General features: G+C 41.2%; 20 protein-coding genes and 2 tRNA genes. 2 read left to right on the top strand and 20 right to left on the bottom strand.

Features of this window, described 5'->3' with window-relative positions; translation table 11 throughout:
- From ACIY19_RS02865 to gyrA, 5 genes are all read right to left on the bottom strand, one after another.
- Entirely contained in the window at positions 1-1,275 is a 1,275-nt protein-coding gene (locus tag ACIY19_RS02865; protein WP_409002653.1) for a DUF2130 domain-containing protein, read from the bottom strand.
- 94 nt (positions 1,276-1,369) lie between these two features.
- Positions 1,370-2,650 carry an O-acetylhomoserine aminocarboxypropyltransferase/cysteine synthase family protein gene (locus ACIY19_RS02870; RefSeq protein WP_409002665.1) on the bottom strand — a complete coding sequence of 427 codons (1,281 nt, stop codon included), beginning with the start codon at positions 2,648-2,650 and terminating at the stop codon, positions 1,370-1,372.
- 150 nt (positions 2,651-2,800) lie between these two features.
- Entirely contained in the window at positions 2,801-3,598 is a 798-nt protein-coding gene (locus tag ACIY19_RS02875) for a formate/nitrite transporter family protein (protein WP_000254790.1), read from the bottom strand.
- A 199-nt stretch (positions 3,599-3,797) separates the two neighbouring features.
- The gene (locus ACIY19_RS02880; protein WP_000018508.1) at positions 3,798-4,553 is read right to left on the bottom strand and encodes a class A sortase; all 756 of its coding nucleotides are present in this window, start codon (positions 4,551-4,553) and stop codon (positions 3,798-3,800) included.
- Positions 4,553-7,021, bottom strand: coding sequence for a DNA gyrase subunit A (gene gyrA / locus ACIY19_RS02885; RefSeq protein WP_409002654.1), 2,469 nt, complete (start codon positions 7,019-7,021; stop codon positions 4,553-4,555). Before gyrA ends, ACIY19_RS02880 begins: the two co-directional genes overlap by 1 nt.
- 193 nt (positions 7,022-7,214) lie before the next feature.
- On the opposite strand from gyrA, the gene ACIY19_RS02890 reads away from it, so the two are divergent.
- Complete coding sequence (locus tag ACIY19_RS02890) at positions 7,215-8,201, top strand: L-lactate dehydrogenase (protein ID WP_000204722.1); 987 nt, start codon at positions 7,215-7,217, stop codon at positions 8,199-8,201.
- Between the two features lie 131 nt (positions 8,202-8,332).
- Here ACIY19_RS02890 and ACIY19_RS02895 read toward each other — a convergent pair whose 3' ends face one another.
- A complete protein-coding gene (locus ACIY19_RS02895) occupies positions 8,333-8,608 on the bottom strand; it encodes an HU family DNA-binding protein (protein ID WP_001284636.1) in 276 nt (91 codons plus the stop codon).
- A gap of 107 nt (positions 8,609-8,715) precedes the next feature.
- Positions 8,716-9,552, bottom strand: a complete 837-nt coding sequence (locus tag ACIY19_RS02900; protein ID WP_409002655.1) for a DegV family protein — start codon at positions 9,550-9,552, stop codon at positions 8,716-8,718.
- A gap of 141 nt (positions 9,553-9,693) precedes the next feature.
- On the opposite strand from ACIY19_RS02900, the gene ACIY19_RS02905 reads away from it, so the two are divergent.
- Positions 9,694-10,542: a YitT family protein gene (locus tag ACIY19_RS02905; RefSeq protein WP_044020617.1), complete on the top strand. Its 849-nt coding sequence runs from the start codon at positions 9,694-9,696 to the stop codon at positions 10,540-10,542.
- A 22-nt stretch (positions 10,543-10,564) separates the two neighbouring features.
- On the opposite strand, the gene ACIY19_RS02910 is transcribed toward ACIY19_RS02905, so the two are convergent.
- The 13 genes from ACIY19_RS02910 to ACIY19_RS02970 all read right to left on the bottom strand — a co-directional run bounded on the left by ACIY19_RS02910 (position 10,565) and on the right by ACIY19_RS02970 (position 22,097).
- Positions 10,565-11,962, bottom strand: a complete 1,398-nt coding sequence (locus tag ACIY19_RS02910; protein ID WP_409002656.1) for an APC family permease — start codon at positions 11,960-11,962, stop codon at positions 10,565-10,567.
- Between the two features lie 214 nt (positions 11,963-12,176).
- Positions 12,177-12,746 (bottom strand): hypothetical protein, encoded by a 570-nt coding sequence (locus tag ACIY19_RS02915; RefSeq protein WP_000506264.1) that lies wholly within the window; start codon positions 12,744-12,746, stop codon positions 12,177-12,179.
- Between the two features lie 19 nt (positions 12,747-12,765).
- Complete coding sequence (gene sufB / locus ACIY19_RS02920; protein WP_000797053.1) at positions 12,766-14,178, bottom strand: Fe-S cluster assembly protein SufB; 1,413 nt, start codon at positions 14,176-14,178, stop codon at positions 12,766-12,768.
- Positions 14,179-14,235: 57 nt separating this feature from the next.
- Positions 14,236-14,676 carry a Fe-S cluster assembly sulfur transfer protein SufU gene (gene sufU / locus ACIY19_RS02925; protein ID WP_001218468.1) on the bottom strand — a complete coding sequence of 147 codons (441 nt, stop codon included), beginning with the start codon at positions 14,674-14,676 and terminating at the stop codon, positions 14,236-14,238.
- On the bottom strand, positions 14,663-15,889 hold the full coding sequence (locus ACIY19_RS02930; RefSeq protein ID WP_409002657.1) for a cysteine desulfurase: 1,227 nt from the start codon (positions 15,887-15,889) through the stop codon (positions 14,663-14,665). Before ACIY19_RS02930 ends, sufU begins: the two co-directional genes overlap by 14 nt.
- A gap of 10 nt (positions 15,890-15,899) precedes the next feature.
- Positions 15,900-17,162 (bottom strand): Fe-S cluster assembly protein SufD, encoded by a 1,263-nt coding sequence (gene sufD / locus ACIY19_RS02935; RefSeq protein WP_409002658.1) that lies wholly within the window; start codon positions 17,160-17,162, stop codon positions 15,900-15,902.
- A 27-nt stretch (positions 17,163-17,189) separates the two neighbouring features.
- A complete protein-coding gene (gene sufC / locus ACIY19_RS02940; protein WP_000114489.1) occupies positions 17,190-17,960 on the bottom strand; it encodes a Fe-S cluster assembly ATPase SufC in 771 nt (256 codons plus the stop codon).
- A 151-nt stretch (positions 17,961-18,111) separates the two neighbouring features.
- The gene (locus ACIY19_RS02945; protein ID WP_000198269.1) at positions 18,112-18,306 is read right to left on the bottom strand and encodes a DUF3272 family protein; all 195 of its coding nucleotides are present in this window, start codon (positions 18,304-18,306) and stop codon (positions 18,112-18,114) included.
- A gap of 27 nt (positions 18,307-18,333) precedes the next feature.
- On the bottom strand, positions 18,334-19,992 hold the full coding sequence (gene dnaX / locus ACIY19_RS02950) for a DNA polymerase III subunit gamma/tau (RefSeq protein WP_409002659.1): 1,659 nt from the start codon (positions 19,990-19,992) through the stop codon (positions 18,334-18,336).
- A complete protein-coding gene (locus ACIY19_RS02955) occupies positions 19,992-20,489 on the bottom strand; it encodes a GAF domain-containing protein (RefSeq protein ID WP_049478146.1) in 498 nt (165 codons plus the stop codon). The genes dnaX and ACIY19_RS02955 overlap by 1 nt, the downstream gene beginning before the upstream one ends.
- An 82-nt stretch (positions 20,490-20,571) precedes the next feature.
- A complete protein-coding gene (gene rpsA / locus ACIY19_RS02960) occupies positions 20,572-21,774 on the bottom strand; it encodes a 30S ribosomal protein S1 (protein WP_001001616.1) in 1,203 nt (400 codons plus the stop codon).
- 162 nt (positions 21,775-21,936) lie between these two features.
- Positions 21,937-22,008, bottom strand: a tRNA-Gln gene (locus ACIY19_RS02965).
- A gap of 8 nt (positions 22,009-22,016) precedes the next feature.
- Positions 22,017-22,097 (bottom strand) — tRNA-Tyr (locus ACIY19_RS02970).
- Positions 22,098-22,141: the final 44 nt, after the last annotated feature.

The following is a 22,141-nucleotide window of genomic DNA, read 5'->3' on the forward strand; positions in this document are numbered from 1 at the left end:
CTACTCCCCCTTCAGCGCTTCAAACTTTGCTTTCATTGTTGGATTTTTGCGGGTCAATTTTTTAACGGAAACATCTTCTAGCTTGTTGTTTGCAAGGCGGAGTTGATTTTCTGATGTGGTCAGGAATTTCTTAACCTCTTCCATCCGCTTGATGGCCTTATCGATTTCATCGATAGCTTTTCCAAAGTTGGTTGAAGCAGAGTTGTAATTTTTGGCAAAAGCTACTTTGAAGGCATCCAAATCTTCCTCAAAATGCGTAATATCAATATTTTGCTCCCGGACTAAGGTCAACTCTTGCTTGTATTTCAAAGAATTAAGAGCCGCATTTCGCAGGAGACCAATCAACTGGATGAAGAACTGGGGACGGACGACATACATCTTTTCATATTCGTGGCTGACATCCACGATACCGGTGTTGAAGTAGTCATTATCCGCCTCAAGCATAGTCACTAAAACCGCATACTCGCAGTTCTTTTCCCGACGGTCCTTGTCCAATTCCTTGTAAAAATCTGCATTCTTATGCTTCTTCTCCGTCCCATCCGCTTCGTTTTTCATTTCAAACATGATGGAAATGAATTCTAGACCATTTTCATCAAAATCACGGAAGATAAAGTCCCCCTTAGATCCTCGCGCAGAGACCTTGTTATCCTTCTCAAAGTAGGCATTTGGAAAGGCAAAACTGCGAACCTTATTGAACTCACTCTCCGCATACTGTTCCAGACTTTCCCCGATAGCTTTTGTGGATTGTTGGGCTTTGAAATTCTTGTAAAATTCGACTTGTTCACTAGCAGCCTTGAGCTGGGCTTCGTAATTTTGCTTGACTGAGGCCAGAGACAACTCATTTTCCTTTTCTTGCAAAAGGAGCTGATTTTTAACTTGATCCCGTTCTTTTTCTAGGTCAGAAAGGGTCTTTTGCAGTTGATTTTCATGCTCCAAACGCAAGGTAGCCAGTTGGTTTTCCAAGGCCTGCACTTCCTTGTCCTTAGCTAATAAAGCCTCATGGCTTGTCTGTTCAACTTCTTTCTTGGCCAACTCTTTCTCTGTATCAAAGTTTTGGATTTGACTCTGCAATTGCGCAATTTCTTGGTCTTTTTGAGCTAGTTTAGACTGTTGCTCATTCATAGCCTTCTGCTCAGCTAAGGCCAGCTCCTGCTTCATTCGATCGTGCAATTCCTTATCAAACTCAGCCGTTCTCACTTGGGATAAAAGTTCAGCATACTGACTCTCATTTACTGTAAAGACTTCCCCACAGTTGGGGCATTTGATTTCGTTCATAACTTTCCTCTTTCTAGACTTCTGTAACCATTATATCATGCTTGAGGGAAAATCAAAAACAGTGAGTCGAAACCCACTGTTTATATCTGTTACTTTAAATTTTTTCCAAGGCCAAACGCAAATCTTCAATCAAATCCTCTACATTTTCAAGACCGATCGACAAGCGGATTTGGTTTGGTGTTACACCTGCTGCTTCTAGATCTTTTTCTGACAACTGACCGTGAGTGGTTGTCGCAGGATGGACAACAAGAGATTTTGCATCTGCCACGTTTGCAAGGTCAGAGAAGATTTCCAAATTATCAATAACCTTGCGAGCTTCTGCCTCTCCGCCTTTAACATGGAAGGTAAAGATTGAACCAACACCTTTTGGCAAATATTTCTCAGCCAAGTCATGGTAAGGACTGTCAGCAAGTTTTGGATAATTTACCTTCTCTACCTTAGGATGGTTGACAAGGAAATCAACAATTTTCTCAGCATTTTGCACATGGCGTTCGACACGAAGAGATAGCGTTTCAAGCCCTTGGAGCAAGAGAAAGGCATTAAATGGTGACAAGGCAGCACCTGTATCACGGAGCAATTGAACACGAACAGCGATAATAAAGGCTGCTGCACCCACATCACGAGTATAGCTCAAGTTATGGTAACTTGGGTCTTCCTCAACAAATTGAGGGAAGTTCCCTGAAGCCTTCCAGTCAAAACGACCACTATCGACAATCACTCCTCCAATAGTCGTACCATGTCCACCGATAAACTTAGTTGCTGAGTGAATGGCAATATCTACACCGTGAGAGAAGACGTTAATCAAATATGGTGCGGCAAAAGTGTTGTCCGAAACGAGAGGAATCTGGTGTTTATGCGCAATCTCAGCCAATTTTTCTAAGTCAGGAATGTTAATCAAGGGATTCCCCAAGGTTTCAATCAAGACAAGCTTGGTATTGTCATTGATAGCTGCTTCCACTTCTTCCAAATTATCCACATCCACAAAGGTAGTTGTGATCCCATAACGAGGAAGGGTTTCCTTCAAGAGGTTGAAGGTCCCACCGTAAATAGTTGACGCAGCCACCACATGGTCACCTGCGTGAGCAAGCGCCAAAATAGTGTAGGTTACAGCAGCCATACCTGATGCTGTCGCTAGTGCCCCAACACCACCTTCAAGAGCAGCTATTCTTTCTTCAAATGCCGCTGTTGTAGGGTTGGTAATACGAGTATAAATGTTCCCTGGTTTTCTCAAGGCAAACAAATCGGCACCTTCTTGCGTGTCATCAAAAACGAAGGATGTTGTTTGATAAATCGGTACTGCACGAGACTTAGTTGCTGGATCAACTACTTGCCCAGCATGTAATTGTAGAGTTTCAAATTTAAAATCACGAGTCATAAGACGACCTCCAAATAGCTTCATTAGGGATATTGTATCATCTTGGGCTAGTCTTTTCCAATACCGTTTTTCTATATTTTGATATAAGGAACAACTATGACTAGTCTTACGTCTCAAACAAAAAAGCACGATTCACTCGTGCTCATTTCTTTAATCGACATAAGTATCTTCGTTTTTATTGAGGAAGGCGTATGGTAAGCCCATCAAGAGACCTCCTCCGATAAAGTTCCCGATAAAGGTTACACCCCAGTGACGAAGAATATTAGGTATGTCAAAGTTAGCAATTGAATCTGCTGCAACACTAAACTTAACAATCGCAAAAGAAGCAAAGTTCGCAGCAATGTGTTCGTTTGTTAAGAATACAAACATGTAAATTGCTGACAAAACAAGCCAAAGTTTGGCTCCACCGTCTTTCACCAAAACAAATGAAAGAATAGCAATGTTTACAAAGATATTGGCTAAAATACCTTCAAGCAAGACTAGCTCATTGGAACGGCCTAACTTCATCTCTACAACCCCTGAAATGAAGCTATCATGTGTTAGATTTGCATAGGCTGCCGAATGAGCAAAGCCCCAACCTGCTATCAAAGCTCCGATGAGATTGAAGAAGGTACAGTAAAGCAAAATCTCAGCTGTTTTTCTCCAAGAGATTTTTTTCAAGAAACTACCAGCTGTCAAAAACATCATATTTGAAGTTACCAGCTCAGCATTCAAGAAAACAATGTAGGCCAATCCCCAAGCAAAAACGAATGGGAAGAGGAAGCGACCACTGCCTGGTGCGATTTTATTTATCAAGTCAGCACCAACTGCACCTGCAGCCGTACTAAATGTCATAAAAGCACCTGCAAACATGGAACGAATCGCATACTTAAACTTGCTTTGGCTATAAAGACTTTCTTTCTTCTTGCAAGCAAATTCAATCTTTGAAATAAATTCTGAAGAGACCATAAAAAAACTCCTAAACTTTTATTTGTGATAATTATAACATAATTCTTGTTTTCTAGAAAGCGTTTTCCGTAAATTTCTAAAATATTTATCTTAAAAATCTTTATCCTAAGCCTTCTTATCCTTTTTCATAAGAACTATTTTGATTCTATTTTGTTAACATAAAAACCAGTGAAATAGCACTTCACTGGTTCATTCATTCTTAATAACGTTGTCTATACGGTTGATTAAAGGCCTTCAAAATATCCTCAGAAGTCTCAGAATAAGCTTTTGATTCTTTAAAGATTCCTTTGACGATTATACGCTCGGTCGCATTATAATCAACACAGGTAACCAAAGTAATCTCTTTTACGCCATCACGATCTTCGATTTCATCTACACGGTCTGGTGTAACACGTTTTACTTCTGTAATCTCATAAGTATAAACTTTATCCTTATCCGTCAGGTAAATTTTCATACCCGCTTTGGCATTGACCAAAGGTGAGAAGAGCATTTGACTGGCATTTTCAGCAGTAAAGATATGGTGACTGGCTAGAGAATAGTTCCCTTCTCCCATTTTTTGATCTGGTTTCATGGTCCCTGCTCCGTAGAACAAGTTTACATTATCCAACCCTTTGAAAATAGGGAGGTTAATCTCCACCTCAGGAATAGCGATACCTCCAATAACAGGAAGTTTCTGAGCATCCCATTGTGAAGCCAATACAGCTTCAGATGAAATAGACTTAACAGAGTCAAAATCAAAATTTCCCTCGGATTTTAGGTTTTCATCTATATTTTCCTTAGTGACTTGATTGACTTGGTATTTATTGGTATTCCATACCAAAAAGATATCGCGAATCTTTGAATTAAAAATCAAGGCTAAGGAAAGAAGAATTAAGAAACCCGCTAAAATATTGATAAATAGATTTCTGCGCTTATTTTTCTTACTCTTTTTATTTTTCGTTTTTTTATGAGACATTATGCTTCACCTTCTGTTTCAATTTCAGTCCCAACTTCTTCTTTTTCTGCCGCAGCAACCGTTGTAAAGGTTACAATCTTAGCATCCTGATCTAGACGCATCACCTTAACTCCCATAGTTGAGCGTCCCGTTTGTGAAATATTGGCAACATTTGTACGGATCATGACACCTGTATCTGTGATAATCATCAGGTCTTCATCCCCCTTAACAGTGAGGAGACCTGCCAGAGGACCATTCTTCTCAGCAACATTGGCTGTCTTCATCCCTTTACCACCACGGCCTTTGGTAGGATATTCCGTAGCAAGTGTACGTTTACCGTATCCTTTTTCAGTAATGATAAGAACTTCGTCTTGATTTGTAATCACGCTAGCACCAACTACTGTGTCTCCATCACGAAGATTGACCCCTCGAACACCTGTCGCGATACGACTCATGCCACGAACAGCTGATTGATTAAAGCGAACAGCATAACCATACTTGGTACCAATGATAATATCCGTATCTTCTTCTGTCAGCAAGACATTGATTAATTCATCCTCATCCTTGAGATTCAAGGCTTTAAGTCCATTTTGACGAATATTTGCAAATTCTTTGACACTGGTTCTCTTCACGACACCGTGACGAGTTGTAAAGAAGAGATAGGCGTCATCACTACGTTCAGACTCAACGTTGATGATGGTCTGAATGCTCTCACCTTCGTCCAACTTCAATAGATTGACAACTGGCAAGCCCTTGGCTGTACGACCATATTCTGGGATTTCATAACCTTTTAGTCGGTATACGCGTCCTTTATTGGTAAAGAAGAGCAGATGATCATGGGTGCTAGTTGAAACCAACTCACGCACAAAGTCATCATCCTTAACCCCGGTACCTTGAACTCCACGGCCTCCACGTTTTTGGGCAGTAAACTCACCTTGGTCCAAACGTTTGATATAGCCCTTGTTAGATAGGGTAATCAAAACATCCGTCTCCTCAATCAAGTCTTCGTCCTCAAGTGTCAAGACTTCTCCGACCATCAACTCCGTACGACGTTTGTCACCAAACTTGCGTTTGACTTCGTCCAATTCCTCTTTGATGATTTGAGCCACGCGCTCAGGCTTGGCAAGGATATCTGCCAAATCTGCAATTAAGGCGATCAATTCATCATATTCAGACTGAATCTTATCACGTTCCAATCCTGTCAAACGACGAAGACGCATATCAAGGATTGCCTGACTTTGACGCTCTGAAAGCTTAAACTTGCTCATCAACTCAGCTTGTGCTTCGGCATCTGTTTCACTTGCACGGATAATACGAATCACTTCGTCGATATGATCAAGTGCAATTAAAAGACCTTCTAAGATGTGCGCACGCGCTTCTGCTTTTTCCTTGTCAAAACGAGTACGGCGAACAACCACTTCTTTTTGGTGTTCGATATAAGCATCCAAAATTTGACGAAGGGACAAGATTTTTGGCACACCATTTTGAATCGCCAACATGTTGAAACCAAAGTTGGTTTGCATCTGGGTCATCTTGAAGAGGTTGTTAAGGATAACGTTGGCAGACGCGTCGCGTTTAACCTCGATTACAAAGCGAACGCCTTCGCGGTTGGACTCATCACGTACGGCTGTAATGCCCTCAATTCGTTTTTCCTGAACCAAGCGAACAATATGCTCATGTACCTTGGTTTTATTAACCATATAAGGGAATTCCGTTACAACGATGCGCTCACGACCTGTCTTAGTGGTTTCAATCTCTGTACGAGAACGAAGGACAATGGAACCTTTACCAGTCTCATAGGCCTTATGGATACCTGATTTCCCCATAACAAGAGCACCGGTTGGAAAATCTGGACCAGGCAAGACTTCCATCAAGTCCTTAGTCGTCACTTCAGGATTATCCATAACCAACTTCACTGCATCAATGGTTTCACCCAAGTTGTGAGGTGGAATATTGGTTGCCATCCCAACAGCGATACCCGTTGCTCCATTGACCAAAAGGTTTGGAAAACGAGCAGGCAAAACCAAGGGTTCACGTTCGTTAGCATCGTAGTTGTCTACGAAATCAACTGTGTTTTTGTTGATGTCACGAAGCATTTCAAGAGCAATCTTGCTCATACGTGCCTCAGTGTACCGCTGCGCGGCAGCACCGTCCCCGTCCATAGAACCAAAGTTTCCATGCCCATCAACGAGCATGTAACGGTAGCTCCACCACTGGGCCATACGAACCATGGCTTCGTAAATAGAGAAATCTCCGTGTGGGTGGTATTTACCCATAACATCCCCTGTAATACGAGCTGATTTTTTATGAGGTTTGTCTGGTGTAACACCTAGCTCATTCATTCCGTAAAGAATACGACGGTGAACAGGTTTTAAGCCATCTCGAACATCAGGAAGGGCCCGCGCGACGATAACGCTCATGGCGTAGTCGATAAAGCTGGTCTTCATCTCCTTTGTCAGATTGACATTCACTAAATTTCTATCCTGCATTCATAAATGCCTCATTTCACTATTAGTAATTAGATATATTATACCATAATTTGTCCTTCATTTCAGTCTTTGAAAACCACTAAAACGTTTACATCAATAACCGAATAGAATATTCGTGACAAAGCTTTTCAAAAGTGATAGAATGAAATTGTCTGGGGATTCCCCTAAAAAAAATGAAGGAGATGTTTAGATAATGACTTCAACTAAACAACACAAAAAAGTGATCCTTGTTGGTGACGGTGCCGTAGGTTCATCTTATGCTTTCGCACTTGTTAACCAAGGAATTGCACAAGAGCTTGGAATTATCGAAATTCCACAATTACACGAAAAAGCTGTTGGTGATGCGCTTGACCTTAGCCACGCCCTTGCCTTCACTTCACCTAAAAAAATCTACGCTGCTCAATACTCTGACTGTGCAGACGCTGACCTTGTTGTTATCACTGCAGGTGCTCCTCAAAAACCAGGTGAAACTCGCCTTGACCTTGTAGGTAAAAACTTGGCTATCAACAAATCAATTGTAACACAAGTTGTTGAATCAGGTTTTGATGGTATCTTCCTTGTTGCGGCTAACCCAGTTGATGTTTTGACTTACTCAACTTGGAAATTCTCTGGATTCCCTAAAGAACGTGTTATCGGTTCAGGTACTTCACTTGACTCAGCACGTTTCCGTCAAGCACTTGCTGAAAAATTGGATGTTGATGCTCGTTCAGTTCACGCCTACATCATGGGTGAACACGGAGATTCTGAATTTGCGGTTTGGTCACACGCTAACATCGCTGGTGTAAACCTTGAAGAATTCCTTAAAGACACTCAAAACGTTCAAGAAGCTGAATTGATTGAATTGTTCGAAGGTGTTCGTGACGCTGCCTACACAATCATCAACAAAAAAGGAGCTACCTACTACGGTATCGCTGTAGCACTTGCTCGTATCACAAAAGCAATCCTTGATGACGAAAATGCAGTACTTCCACTTTCAGTCTTCCAAGAAGGTCAATACGGTGTTAAAAACGTCTTTATCGGTCAACCAGCTGTTGTTGGTGCACACGGTATCGTTCGTCCAGTAAACATCCCATTGAACGATGCTGAAACTCAAAAAATGCAAGCATCTGCTAAAGAATTGCAAGCTATCATTGATGAAGCATGGAAAAACCCTGAATTCCAAGCAGCTTCTAAAAACTAATGAAAAGAAGGTTCTCAAACATGGGAACCTTTTTCTTTTTGCACAGAATCATAACTCAACTCTTCAAATAAACAAAAAAAGCCTATCGACCAAGCAATGAAGCTTGATACAATAGGCTTTTTGAAAATTCATTATTTAACAGCGTCTTTAAGAGCTTTACCAGCTTTGAATGCTGGAACTTTAGAAGCTGCGATTTTGATTTCTTTACCAGTTTGTGGGTTGCGACCTTTACGTGCAGCACGCTCACGAACTTCAAAGTTACCGAAACCGATCAATTGAACTTTTTCACCAGCTGCAAGGTATTCAGTTACTGCTGCAAATACAGCGTCAACTGCTGCTGCTGAATCTTTCTTAGTCAATTCTGTAGCTTCTGCTACTTTAGCGATCAAATCTTGTTTGTTTGCCATGTTAACAAATCCTCCAAATAATTTCTAATTAACAAATATAATCATATCCTAAAATCGGCTATAGGTCAAGTCAAAAACACTATTTTGACTATTTTTTCTCTATTTTTTTAGGAATTGTAGCGAATTAGAATTGCCCAAGCATTCTCTCCAGTATGAGTTTGAATAATAGAGCCAGTTTCCAATACAGAGATTGGCTTCTCGACATAAGGTTGCAATAATGCCTTCATCTCATTCGCCAATTCGTTCGTTCCAGCATAGGAAATTCCAATTTCTGCAACTGATTTTTGGGAAAGAGTATTGGTTAATTCCTCAAGCCACTTTTTGAAAGTTTTCGCTCCACGTCCTTTGGCGATTGGTTGGAGTTCGTGGTTTTTCATCTGCATTACTACACGAATATTCAAGAGTGAGCTTAGTAATCCTGTCACACGTCCAATACGACCACCCTTAACTAAGTTTTCTAGCGTCGAAACACCGAGATAGAGTTCTGTATGATTTTTGACGTCCTCTACATGAGCTAAGATCGTTTCTAAGTCTTTACCTTCTTTAGCAAGTTTTGCGGCTTCAACAACTTGGAACTTCATCGCTTGATCTGTAAAGGAACTATCAATAACTGTTACATCAGCAGTTGAGAGACTGGCCCCTTGGCGAGCAGCTTCCACAGTTCCAGACAAGGCATGGGACATGTGAATGGCGATAATTTGACTGCCGTCTTTACCTAGTTCTTCAAAGACCTCAGCAAACACTCCTACAGGTGGCTGACTTGTTTTAGGCAGATTCTTACTTTGTTGCATAAGATGAAGGAATTCTCCCTCTTTAAAATCTGCATCCGAATAAAGCACACTATCAATCATAACTGATAGAGGGACAACAGTGATATTTAATTCTTTAACTACTTCTGGTTCGATAGTAACAGAAGAGTCCGTTACAATTTTTACTTGTGTCATAATTCAATCTTTCTATTCTTCTCGATAGGATTGGGATTTTCTCCTTTATTATATCAAAAAAATGATAAAAAATCATAAGTGATCCGATGAAAAGAACTGAATTTTTGGTATAATCTATCTATAGAAAAGTGAGGAACAGCCATGATTCGAAAACTTCAACCGATTATCACTATTATTTTTGGAGCTGCTATCTATGCCTTCGGTCTTACTTACTTTGTTGTTCCTTATCATTTATTTGAGGGAGGGGCGACAGGTATTACCTTGATTACCTACTATCTTTTTAAGATTCCTGTCTCATTGATGAACCTCTTGATTAATATCCCTTTATTTATCCTGGCTTGGAAGATATTTGGACCTAAGACCCTCTACTCCAGCCTTCTAGGATCTATTTCACTTTCCGTTTGGCTAGCAATCTTTGAGCGCATTCCTTTGCACATCGACTTGCAAGGGGATCTCATCATTGTCGCTTTAGTCTCAGGAGTCTTACTGGGGGTTGGTTTAGGAATTATCTTTAATGCTGGTGGAACCACTGGTGGCTCTGATATCGTTGCCCGTATCCTCAACAAATACACTAATATTTCGATTGGAAAATTGCTCTTTGGGATTGACTTTTTTATCCTAATGTTGATTTTGATTATCTTCCAGGATCTTCGTCTAGTTACCTATACCCTCTTATTTGACTTTATCATCGCTCGTGTTATCGACTTGATCGGCGAAGGAGGTTATGCTGGTAAAGGATTTATGATTATTACCCAATATCCTGATCAATTGGCCAAAGAGATAAACGATGAACTCGGACGTGGCGTTACCTTTATATCTGGTCAAGGCTACTACAGCAAAAAGGATTTAAAAATTATCTACTGTATCGTCGGTCGAAACGAAATCGTAAAAATGAAAGATATGATTCACAAAATCGACCCTCAAGCCTTTATCACCATCACTGAGGCTCATGAAATTCTGGGTGAAGGATTTACTTATGTGAAAGATTAAAAAAGCTGGGAATTCCCAGCTTTTATTCTTCTTCTGCGAGGGTTGAATGGCGGAACCCGTAAGTAAAGTAAATGACTAGACCAACTAGAAGAGCGATGCCAAAGGCAATCCAGGTATCTAGGCTATATTGAAGCATAAAGGAAACACAGATAAGGATGGAAAGAATTGGCAAGAGTGGTACCAAGGGAGTTTTAAACTCTCCCTCTTTTGGCATACCCTTATCCTTTCTGAGTTTTATTATTCCATAGGCTAGCAAAATGAGATAAGCTAAGGTACAGATATTTAAGAAGGCAGCAATACTGGCTAGAGGAAAGACTCCTGCAGCAATGGCTGAAGCAACTCCTGTCAAGAGGGTTGCATTTTTAGGAACGCGACTAGTCTTGCTTAATTGTTTGAAACTTTGAGGTAAAAGTCCATCACGTGCTAAGCTATAAATCATCCGAGACAAAGCATAAGTCATGGAGATACATACGGTTATCAGGGTTAGAATTGCTACAAGCGAAACATAATTTGCTACCCAGCCGATACCAATACTCCGTAATGAAAATGCTACTGCATCGTCCACATTGAGCTTACTGTAGTGAACAATCCCTGTCAATACTAAGGTTACCAAGGCATAGAGAATGGTGACAATTGTCAGAGAAAGCACAATTCCGCGGGGAATATTTTTTTGCGGACTTTGAATTTCATCAACTGCCATGGAAATAGACTCAAATCCGAGAAATCCAAAGAACATCAAAGATGCACCCGCCATAATCCCAGTACTTGCACCATATAGTTGACCAAAACCAAATGGAGCAAAATTCGTCCAATTTTCAGGCTTGATGTACCAAATACCAACTAGGATAAATAAGGCGAGAGCTGAGAATTTCAAGACCACTAAAAGCGAATTAAATCTCAAAGCTGCCTTAGAATTTAATAAAACCAATCCCGTTACCAAGGTAAGTACTAAAATAGGCAGAAGATCGATATAGGTTCCTTGTTCAGGGTTAAAGGTTCCATTCAAGGCTTGCGGCATGGAGATACCATAATTACTAAGCAATCCCTTAAAGTAAGCTGCCCAGCCAGACGCCACACCTGAAACAGCCGTCATGAATTCCATGATGGTCAGCCAGCCAGCAATCCAGGCTGGCAATTCTCCTAGAATCGCATAGAGGTAACTATAAGCACCACCAGTTGCAGGAACACGAGAGGCAAATTCTGCAAAAAAGAGGGCTGATAGAGAAACACACAGGGCAGAAATCACAATGGAAATCACTAGTGATGGACCAGCTAGGGTAGCCGCTGCTGTTCCTGTAATGGTGAAAATCCCCGTCCCCACCATGGCACCTATTCCTAAAAGAATCAAATCCCACAACTTCAAATGGCAGTGCATCTCTGTCTGTCTCAGACTAACATCCTTGGTTCTAAAAATATTCATACTTCATCTCCACTAAATGTAATTGTTTTATTTTACCATATAAAAGCAGTTTTGTGAATATTTATTAGGTCCTTTTTTGAAAAAAATTCTGAACAGAAGGGATTCCTGTTCAGAATTTGCATTTTTACCCACTGATTCTTTCAATTTGTTACTTATCAAGCGAGTAAGCTCAACAGTATACTCCATTGAAAGTTTTTTAAGGATTTGGGATTTTTTAAACTTCAAAGTAAGGGAACGGACGGTCACTATCTAAAGGACGATTTGGAACTTCTTGTTCCAAAATAGCGCGCCAACCTGATACCAATTCTTCAAAAGTCAATTGAGCTTCTGGAGAAGCTGTTGTCAGCTTCCGACCAAACCAAGCCATGGTTGCAGTTTCAAACTGAAGCATAGCGTACTGGATTACTGGTACATTTGCCTCTTCATAATTTTCATTTACTGCACGCGCTACTTCTGCCGCTTGCGGAAGGAGTTGATTGCTGATTTTATCAACAACAGTCGCATCCATCTCTCTCCATGAAAGAAGTTGACCATTTACCTGATAAAAGAGCTCAAAGGTTTCTTGATTTTCTTTGAAATTAGTAAGAACAAAAGCACGTTCTACTGCCTCAGGACCACCAGCAGCTTTTACAGCGTTTATCAAGAGGTTTTGTTCCATTTGTCGCCAATAATCATCTGCTTCTTCTGCTAAATCATTTGTAAAAGGTGGGACAATTTCCTCGACAGGAATTTCGCCTTTATTCGCTTTTTCGACATTACCGAATAATTTTTTTAAAAATCCCATTTGCTTCTCCTTTTTGGCCTTATCCGACTGAACCTTCCATTTCATAACTAATCAAGCGGTTCAGCTCAACTGCGTATTCCATTGGAAGTTCTTTTGTGAAGGGTTCGACAAACCCCATAACGATCATCTCTGTTGCCTCAGATTCTGACAATCCACGACTCATGAGGTAATAGAGTTGTTCCTCTGAAATCTTAGATACTTTGGCTTCGTGCTCCAAAGCAACTTGCGAGTTGTGAATTTCATTAAAAGGAATGGTATCTGACGCTGATAAGTCATCCATGATAATGGTATCACACTCGATATGAGAAACAGATTTCTTAGAGTTCTTGTTAAAGGTTACTTGTCCACGGTAGTCCACCTTTCCTCCGCCTTTCGCGATGGATTTGGACACGATAGAGGAGCTTGTGTGTGGAGCGTTGTGGATCATCTTGGCACCCGTGTCTTGGTGTTGCCCTGCATTGGCAAAGGCGATAGAGAGCATAGTACCACGCGCCCCTTCTCCATCTAGGTAAACAGATGGGTATTTCATGGTTGTTTTGGCACCTAAGTTTCCATCAATCCACTCAACTGTCGCATCTTTCAAGGCTTTAGCACGTTTCGTTACCAAGTTATAGACATTATCAGACCAGTTTTGGATGGTTGTATAACGCATGTAAGCTCCGTCCAAGGCAAAGATTTCTACAATGGCCGCATGCAGGCTATTACTTGAATATGTTGGTGCTGTACATCCTTCTACATAGTGGACACTTGCTCCCTCATCAACGATAATCAAGGTACGTTCAAACTGACCTGTATTTTCGTTGTTGATACGGAAGTAAGTTTGAAGTGGGATATCTACCTTAACACCTTTTGGTACGTAGATAAAGGTTCCACCTGACCATACAGCTGAGTTGAGGGCAGCCAACTTGTTATCTGTCGGCGGTACCAACTTCGCAAAGTATTGTTTAAACAAGTCTGGGTATTCTTTGAGGGCAGAATCCGTATCTGTAAAGATAATACCCAATTTTTGGAACTCTTCCTTCATGTTGTGATAAACCACTTCTGACTCATACTGGGCAGAGGCACCTGCTAGATAAGCACGTTCAGCTTCTGGAATCCCGATACGCTCAAAGGTTTCTTTGATTTTTTCAGGAACTTCATCCCATGAACGGGCTGGTTTATCAGATGGTTTTTGATAGTAAATCAAGTCATCAAAGTCAATCTCTGACAAGTCCGCTCCCCAAGTTTGCATGGGCATTTTTTTAAAGGTTTCATAAGACTTCAAACGGAATTCTAACATCCACTCAGGTTCTCCCTTAGCAGCTGATAGTTCACGAATGACATCTTCGTTCAATCCTTTTCCTGTCGATAGGACAGGCTCTACATCATCATGGAAACCAAATTTATATTCACCAAGATCAATTGGTTTTGGTTCTACTCTTTCTTCAGCCATAATATCCTTTCTTTCATTCTTCATTTCTACTGATTCGTAAGACAAAAGAAACTTGTCTTACTGTTTTTCTTGATTTTCAATTGTTTTCTTGAGGGCGTTCCAAGCTAGAGTCGCACACTTAATCCGTTGTGGGAATTTGGCAACACCTGATAAGAAAGCCGCGTCTCCAAGTTGGCCTTGACGCTCATCTTTTTGACCTTGAACCATTTCTGAAAAAATGGTCGCAAGTTCTAGGATTTCTTGCTTGGTCTTTCCTAAGACTGCATCTGTCATCATACTAGCAGAGGCGGTTGAAATGGTACAACCTGAATTTAGAAAAGCGATATCTTCTAAACGATCATCTGCATCAAACTTAACAGAGAGGTTGATGACATCCCCACAGGTTGGATTGTTGAGACTGATTTGTTCAGCATCTTCTAACTTTCCTTGGTGATGTGGATTTTTCGAATGGTCTGCCACCACTGCCATATAAAGGCTATCTAGTTTAGAAAGTGCCATTGAAAAACTCCTTTGTCTTTTGTAGGGCATCGACTAGTTTGTCACAATCTGCCTTGGTATTGTAGATATAAAAACTTACACGAGCTGTTGCTGGGACTTCCAAATACTGAAGCAAAGGTTGGGCGCAATGGTGACCAGCGCGAACAGCCACCCCTTCATAATCAAGTGCTGTAGCTAGGTCATGGGGATGAAGATCCCCTAGGTTAAAGGCAATGACACCTGAACGTTGAGCCAGGTCTTGCGAACCATAAATGGTTAACCCTTCAATTTCCTGCAATTTTGGAAAGACGTATGCAATCAATTCCTGTTCATGAGATTCAATGGCATCCATACCAATCTTTTCCAGATAATCCACTGCTGCAGCAAGTCCGATAGCACCTGCCATATTTGGCGTTCCAGCCTCAAATTTCCAAGGCAATTCCTTCCAACTAGCAGATTGCTCATAGACGAAATCAATCATCTCGCCACCAAACTCAACTGGTGACATTTGTTCCAGATACTTTTCTTTACCGTAAAGAACACCAATACCAGTTGGTCCAGCCATCTTGTGACCTGAAAAAGCAAAGAAGTCCACATCCAAGTCCTGGACATCAATCTTCATATGGGGCGTAGACTGAGCGCCATCCACCACCATGATAGCTCCAACTTGGTGGGCCAATTGCGTGATTTCCTTGATTGAATTGACCACACCAAGAACATTTGAGGCGTGAGCTAGGGAGACAAACTTGACTTTATCAGTCAATTTAGCTCGCAAGTCATCCATATCCAGAGCTCCGTCCTTGAGATAAACATAGACAAGCTCTGCCCCAGTCTTGCGACAGACCTCCTGCCAAGGAATGATATTGGAATGGTGTTCCATGACAGAAATCAAGACCTGGTCTCCCTCAGTCAGGATTTCCTCAGCGAAGCGTGCCACCCAGTTAAGGCTGGTTGTCGTTCCTCTGGTAAAGAGAACTTCCTTTGTAGAGCCTGCATGGATAAACTTACGAATGGTTTCACGAGCAGCTTCATAAGAAGCTGTTGCTCGCTCAGCCAAAGTATGGACACCACGATGAACATTTGCATTGTCCTGCTCATAATAGCGGTTAATCGTTTCCAGAACTGCTAGTGGTTTTTGTGTCGTCGCGGCATTGTCCAGATAGACCAGAGGTTCATCGTTGACAATCTGGTCTAAAATTGGAAAATCCTTGCGAATCGCTTCTACATCTAACATAGGCTTCCCCTTAGCGTTTTGACAATTTTTCTTCGATCGTTGCAATCATTTCTTCACGAACTTCTTTGACTGGAATCTCAACAATTACGGAGCCAAGGAAACCGCGAACAACCAAACGCTCAGCAGTCGCCTTATCCAAACCACGGCTCATGAGGTAGTACATATCTTCTGGATCCACCTGACCGATAGAAGCCGCGTGACCTGCAGTTACGTCATTTTCATCAATCAAAAGAATTGGGTTGGCATCTGAACGCGCTTGGTCTGAAAGCATGAGAACACGGCTTTCTTGTTGCGCATCTGCTCCCTTGGCGCCCTTGATAATGTGGCCAATACCATTGAAAGTCAAGGTCGCTTTTTCAAGGATAACCCCATGTTGGAGGATATTTCCGATTGAGTTGCAACCGTAGTTAGTCACACGAGTGTCAATCCCTTGCACCTGACGGCCACTTGAAAGAGCTACGACTTTAAGGTCAGCATGGCTACCATTTCCAATCAAGTCGCTATCAAAGTCCGCAACGACATTTCCTTCGTTCATGACACCGATTGCCCAGTCAATGCTTGCATCGTTGCCTAGTTTACCACGACGGCTAATATAGGCAGTGACATTTTCACCTAAACGGTCAATCGCTGCAAATTTCACTTGCGCACCTGAACGAGCAATCACTTCAACCGTGATATTAGCAGTTGCCTTGGCACTACCTTCACCTCGTGACTCTAGACGTTCAAGATAACTAATCTTAGAATTTTTACCAGCGATAATCATAATATGCTTGTTAAATGGCACATCGCTATCACTGTCTTGGTAGAAAATTCCTTCAATTGGCTCTGTAATCTCAACGTTATCAGGAATGTAGAGAACAGCACCACTGTTAAAGTAAGCTGTATGGTAAGCTGCCAACTTGTCATCGTCATACTTAACAGATGACATGAAGAATTCCTCGATAAGTTCTGGAATTTCTTCTAAAGCTGAGTGAAAGTCTGTAAAGACTACTCCTTGTTCAGCCAATTCAACTGGAGTTTGTTCAAAAACAGTCTGCGTTCCTACTTGCACCAACTTCAAGTGATTATCTAGAGCCGTGAAGTCAGGAACATTTGCTGAAGGTTCACTTTCTGTGATGGTTCCATCTCCCAGATTCCAACGGTGAAATTTGACACGCTCAATAACTGGTAATTCCAAACTCTCAATCTTATCAAAAGCTTTTTGACGGAGGTCAGCCAACCAGCTTGGTTCAGCGTGCATTTCTGAAAAAAGTTTAATATTCTCTTTAGTCATTTACTTCTCCTAAAAGATACGAGGGAATTACAATTCTTCCTTGTAGTCATAGCCAAGTTCTTCAGCTAGTTTTGCGTATCCTTCACGTTCCAAACGGGCAGCCAATTCTGGACCACCAGAAAGAACCACACGACCTTCCATCATCACGTGTACCACGTCTGGTGTGATGTAGTTCAAGAGACGTTGGTAGTGAGTGATAATCATGGCACCAAAGCCTTCACCACGCATGGCATTAACACCTTTAGAAACAACTTTAAGGGCATCAATATCAAGACCTGAGTCAATCTCATCCAAAAGGGCAAAAGTTGGTTCCAACATCAAGAGTTGAAGAATTTCATTACGTTTTTTCTCACCACCTGAGAAACCTTCGTTGAGGTAACGCTCTGCCATTTCTTCTTTCATGTTGAGCAATTCCATTTTCTCGTCTAGTTTAGTGATAAACTCACGAACTGAAATCTTTTCATCATCTTCTTTACCAGCATTCATAGCTGCACGAAGAAATTCAGCGTTGGTAATTCCTGGAATTTCAGATGGGTATTGCATAGCCAGGAAAAGTCCCATACGCGCACGCTCGTCCACTTCCAACTCAAGAATATTTACGCCATCAAACAAGACCTCACCTTTGGTAACTTCATAGTTAGGGTTCCCCATGATAGCGGCAGAAAGAGTCGATTTACCAGTACCATTTGGTCCCATGATAGCTGCGATTTCTCCTGTTTTCAGAGTCAGATTGACCCCCTTCAAAATTTCTTTTCCTTCAATCTCAACGTGAAGATCTTTGATCTCTAATACTGACATGATAGTTCCTTTCTTTTTCTGGCCTACTTCCTTTATCCTTAGAGAAATCACTTACATTTCTCAAAAAATACAAGAAAAGGTCCATAAATATACTCTACTAGTATAACAAAAAAAAGCCTAAAAGGCTTTGATTTTGTTTAGAAGCTAGTGACTAATCCTTGCGGTTTAGGTGCTGATCAATGGCGTCTACTATTTTACCCATTACATAACTTAACCTAAAATTTCGAAAAAGTAGAATGGCCCAAAAGGCTGCCATAAAATAGCGACCCGTCATCCAAGCTTCATTGAAAAAATAAGTCTCAGCAGCAGTAAATAGTGCTATCACGATAAATTGTTGTCTAGTCATAGGATTATTGTACCATGAAATCCACTTTTAGTCTTCTTCGACCATGACTTTATCAGCCAGAAATTCAAAGCCCTCTGGAATCAGGCTCTCTTCTTCCGCCTCTTGATCTGCTTGAGAAGACTTGTTTCTAGCTGAAAATGCTGCACGAACCTCTTTCCATTCCTCTAGGGAAATTGCCAGGATTTCAGGTGAAAATCCAGCCGCTTGACTGAGAATATTGCCAAACATGGTATTGAGGTTATCCCGTTTCATGGTTTGCCCTGCATTGAAATTAGATTCAAAAGCTAAAATAGCATGGTGTTCGTTGGCCGCAACTGGTTGAGAACCAACAAGCAGAGCCTTATCAGGACCAGCTAAGCTTTCGATCACTTCTCCCCATGCATTCTGGAGGCGAATCAAGTTTTGCCGTGCCAATTCAGGATTTTCAACAGCTTCTTGTAGGATAGCCTGAACCTTATTACGGTCTACTCGATAGACTGTCTTGGAAGTGGCTGGACGGCTAGGGACTGGCGCCACTTGTTTAGGAGCTGTTCCAACATTAGCAAGTTCTTGTTTGAGACGAGCGACCTCCTGTCTTAGTGTAGAAATTTCACTCTCGACAGCTTCTGAAAGCACTGGTTCAGCCTTAATCTCAGCTAAACGAATGGTCATCATCTCAGCATAAATCTTAGGTTGCAGGCTAGCTTTCATATCCGCCAAGCTCACAGTCGCTATTCGAATCATTTCAAAGAGACTTTCCTGAGAAAGAGCTAGATTGTCCATAAAAACTGGACTATGATGAGTATTTTCGCCACCTGTCTGAACAACTAATAGATCCCGCAAATACTGCAAGAGGTCCGTCACAAAACGAGTCATGCTCTTGCCATTTTCAAACAAAAGATTCAAAGAATCGAGTGCTTTGGGGACCTCCTGTTGGGCCAAGGCAGCCACATAGTCATCTAGAGCTGATAGACTAATAGTGCCTGTAATCTCCTCAGAAATAGCTGTCGTTAAAGCATTTCCTTGCGTCAAACTCAAGGCTTGATCCAGAATAGACAAGGCATCCCGCATTCCACCTTCAGCCCGTCTAGCAATGATTTCCACAGCCTCTGGCTCAGAACTGATATTTTCTTTTTCTAAAATATGATGAATGTGTGCCGTGATATCTTGCGTTCGAATCGATTTAAACTCAAAACGTTGGACACGCGATAAAATAGTTGCTGGAATCTTGTGCAATTCGGTGGTCGCCAAGATAAAGACAACGTTTTGAGTTGGTTCTTCTAGTGTCTTCAAAAGCGCATTAAAAGCTCCAGTAGACAACATATGAACCTCGTCTATGATATAGACCTTATAACGTGCCAAACTAGGAGCATAGGTAGATTTATCCCGAATTTCTCGGATTTCATCAACTCCATTATTCGAAGCCGCATCCATTTCGATAACATCTTCTAGGCTACCTTCTGTCACTGCCTGACAGATATAACAGTTATTACATGGTTCACCGTCCACTTGGTTCGGACAGTTCATTGCTTTGGCAAAAATCTTAGCTACACTGGTTTTACCAGTTCCACGAGGACCTGAGAAAAGATAAGCGTGACTAATTTTTTCCTGCTCAACCGCTTGTCTTAGAGTTTTTGCCACAACCTCTTGTCCTACCAGTTGTGAAAAAGTCTGGCTTCTATATTTTCGATAAAGTGCTTGATACATTAGGCTTTCTCCTCAAACATTGTAAAGTCCCATTCTGTCTTCTCAAGCAAAATAGCAACAAATTGTTCCAAGTAATCACGGTCAATGGCATTGTAATCATCAATAAGTGAAGAATCTAGGTCTAAAACACCCAGCAATCGACCATTCTTAAGCATGGGAACTACGATTTCACTCTTTGCCATACTATCACAAGAAATGTAGTTTGGATAGGTGCTCACATCGCCAACTAAAACAGTCTCCTGAAACTCAGCAGCTTCTCCACACACGCCTTTTCCAAGCGGGATGCGAATACAAGAAACACCACCCTGAAAAGGACCTAAAACCAACTCACTTCCATCAAACAGATAAAAACCTGCAAATACAGTATTGGGAAAGCGAGATTTTAGGAGGGCACTAGCATTTGAAAGATTGGCAAGAACATTGGTCTCACCTTCAAGTAAATAAGAAAGTTCCTCATTTAACAATTGATATTGTGATTGTTTTTCTGAATCTAACATAGAACTATTATATCAAAAATGAGAAAGAGACAAAAGAAAAATCCCTTGTTTTAAACAAAGGATTTTGCGATTATCAATTTGATTAAAGTTCGATATCACCGAACAAGTCAGCCATTGAGAATCCTGTTTGTGTTTCTGGAAGTTCGAAATCACGTTTTTCTTGACGTTTTGGACGACGTGGACGAGCAGCGCGTTTCTCTTCTTTTTGTCCTTCTTCTTGAGCTGGACGTTCTTCAAGAGCTTTGATAGAAAGTGATACACGTTCTGCGTCAGCGTTAACATCAAGGACTTTAACAGTAACTTCTTGACCAACAGTAAGAGCTTCTTTTGGATTTTCGATACGTTTGTGAGAAATTTGTGATACGTGAACAAGTCCATCGATACCTGGCAATACTTCTACAAATGCACCGAAGTCAGTCAAACGTTTAACTGTTCCTTCTACTACATCACCTTTAGCCAATTTTTGCTCAACGCCATCCCATGGTCCAGGTGTTGTTGCTTTAAGTGAAAGTGATACACGTCCTTCTTCTTCATTAAGATCAAGAATTTTCACTTCGATTTCTTCACCAACAGTTACTACTGATTTAGGTGAAACGTTACGTTCGTGTGACAACTCAGTCAAGTGAACCAATCCGTCAACACCACCAAGGTCGATGAAAGCACCAAAGCTTGTGATACGAGCAACTTTACCAGTTACGACATCACCAACAGCCAATTTACCGAATACTTCAGCACGAGCTGCTGCAGTAGCTGCTTCAACAACTTCGCGACGTGAAAGGATGAAGCGGTTCTCTTTAGCGTCAACTTCTTTGATTTTAGCATCAAATTCTTGACCTACGAAACGCTCAGTGTTACGTACGAAACGAGTGTCCAACATTGAAGCTGGGATAAATCCACGTACGCCTTCAAATTCTACTGAAAGTCCACCTTTAACGGCACGAGTTCCTTTAACAGTAACAACTTCTTCTTCTCGTCCTACAAGTTTGTCCCATGCTTTGCGAGCTTCAAGGCGTTTTTTAGATACAAGGTATGTAACTGTATCAGTATCTTTACCAACTACTTGACGAAGTACAAGAACATCCAATACTTCTCCTACTTTCACAAAGTCATTGATATCTGCATCGCGATCGTTTGTCAATTCGCGAAGAGTCAAGACACCTTCAACACCAGTCCCAGAGATTGCAACGTTAGCTTGAGTCGCATCAACTGTCAATACTTCAGCACTAACAACATCACCAGGCTCAACTTGGCTAACGCTATTTAGCAAATCTTCAAATTCGTTCATCTAAAAAATCCTCCAACAATCAAGTTTTTTCTAAACTTGACATACTTATAATTTTTTTCCTAAGCACCCGCAAGGACATGTTCATATCGTTCACGTCTATCAATTATAAAAATAAAATACCCTAAGATATTTTCTTTTTATCTTGAATTTATTACCTAAGAACTGGGGTAGCTGGATTCGAACCAACGCATGAGGGAGTCAAAGTCCCTTGCCTTACCGCTTGGCTATACCCCATTGATAAATGGAGAGAGAGGGATTCGAACCCCCGAACCCGAAGGAGCGGATTTACAGTCCGCCACGTTTAGCCTCTTCGCTATCTCTCCAATGTTTAACGAGAACTATTATAACATGAAATTTTCAATAAAAC

The organism is Streptococcus sp. ST14 (assembly GCF_046098195.1).
In the GTDB taxonomy this organism is placed as follows: domain Bacteria; phylum Bacillota; class Bacilli; order Lactobacillales; family Streptococcaceae; genus Streptococcus.

Coding starts and splice junctions, on each gene's coding strand:
- ACIY19_RS02865 (WP_409002653.1), bottom strand. CDS start 1,275: ATGAACGAAATCAAATGCCCCAACTGTGGGGAAGTCTTTACAGTAAAT.
- ACIY19_RS02870 (WP_409002665.1), bottom strand. CDS start 2,650: ATGACTCGTGATTTTAAATTTGAAACTCTACAATTACATGCTGGGCAA.
- ACIY19_RS02875 (WP_000254790.1), bottom strand. CDS start 3,598: ATGGTCTCTTCAGAATTTATTTCAAAGATTGAATTTGCTTGCAAGAAG.
- ACIY19_RS02880 (WP_000018508.1), bottom strand. CDS start 4,553: ATGTCTCATAAAAAAACGAAAAATAAAAAGAGTAAGAAAAATAAGCGC.
- gyrA (WP_409002654.1), bottom strand. CDS start 7,021: ATGCAGGATAGAAATTTAGTGAATGTCAATCTGACAAAGGAGATGAAG.
- ACIY19_RS02890 (WP_000204722.1), top strand. CDS start 7,215: ATGACTTCAACTAAACAACACAAAAAAGTGATCCTTGTTGGTGACGGT.
- ACIY19_RS02895 (WP_001284636.1), bottom strand. CDS start 8,608: ATGGCAAACAAACAAGATTTGATCGCTAAAGTAGCAGAAGCTACAGAA.
- ACIY19_RS02900 (WP_409002655.1), bottom strand. CDS start 9,552: ATGACACAAGTAAAAATTGTAACGGACTCTTCTGTTACTATCGAACCA.
- ACIY19_RS02905 (WP_044020617.1), top strand. CDS start 9,694: ATGATTCGAAAACTTCAACCGATTATCACTATTATTTTTGGAGCTGCT.
- ACIY19_RS02910 (WP_409002656.1), bottom strand. CDS start 11,962: ATGAATATTTTTAGAACCAAGGATGTTAGTCTGAGACAGACAGAGATG.
- ACIY19_RS02915 (WP_000506264.1), bottom strand. CDS start 12,746: ATGGGATTTTTAAAAAAATTATTCGGTAATGTCGAAAAAGCGAATAAA.
- sufB (WP_000797053.1), bottom strand. CDS start 14,178: ATGGCTGAAGAAAGAGTAGAACCAAAACCAATTGATCTTGGTGAATAT.
- sufU (WP_001218468.1), bottom strand. CDS start 14,676: ATGGCACTTTCTAAACTAGATAGCCTTTATATGGCAGTGGTGGCAGAC.
- ACIY19_RS02930 (WP_409002657.1), bottom strand. CDS start 15,889: ATGTTAGATGTAGAAGCGATTCGCAAGGATTTTCCAATTTTAGACCAG.
- sufD (WP_409002658.1), bottom strand. CDS start 17,162: ATGACTAAAGAGAATATTAAACTTTTTTCAGAAATGCACGCTGAACCA.
- sufC (WP_000114489.1), bottom strand. CDS start 17,960: ATGTCAGTATTAGAGATCAAAGATCTTCACGTTGAGATTGAAGGAAAA.
- ACIY19_RS02945 (WP_000198269.1), bottom strand. CDS start 18,306: ATGACTAGACAACAATTTATCGTGATAGCACTATTTACTGCTGCTGAG.
- dnaX (WP_409002659.1), bottom strand. CDS start 19,992: ATGTATCAAGCACTTTATCGAAAATATAGAAGCCAGACTTTTTCACAA.
- ACIY19_RS02955 (WP_049478146.1), bottom strand. CDS start 20,489: ATGTTAGATTCAGAAAAACAATCACAATATCAATTGTTAAATGAGGAA.
- rpsA (WP_001001616.1), bottom strand. CDS start 21,774: ATGAACGAATTTGAAGATTTGCTAAATAGCGTTAGCCAAGTTGAGCCT.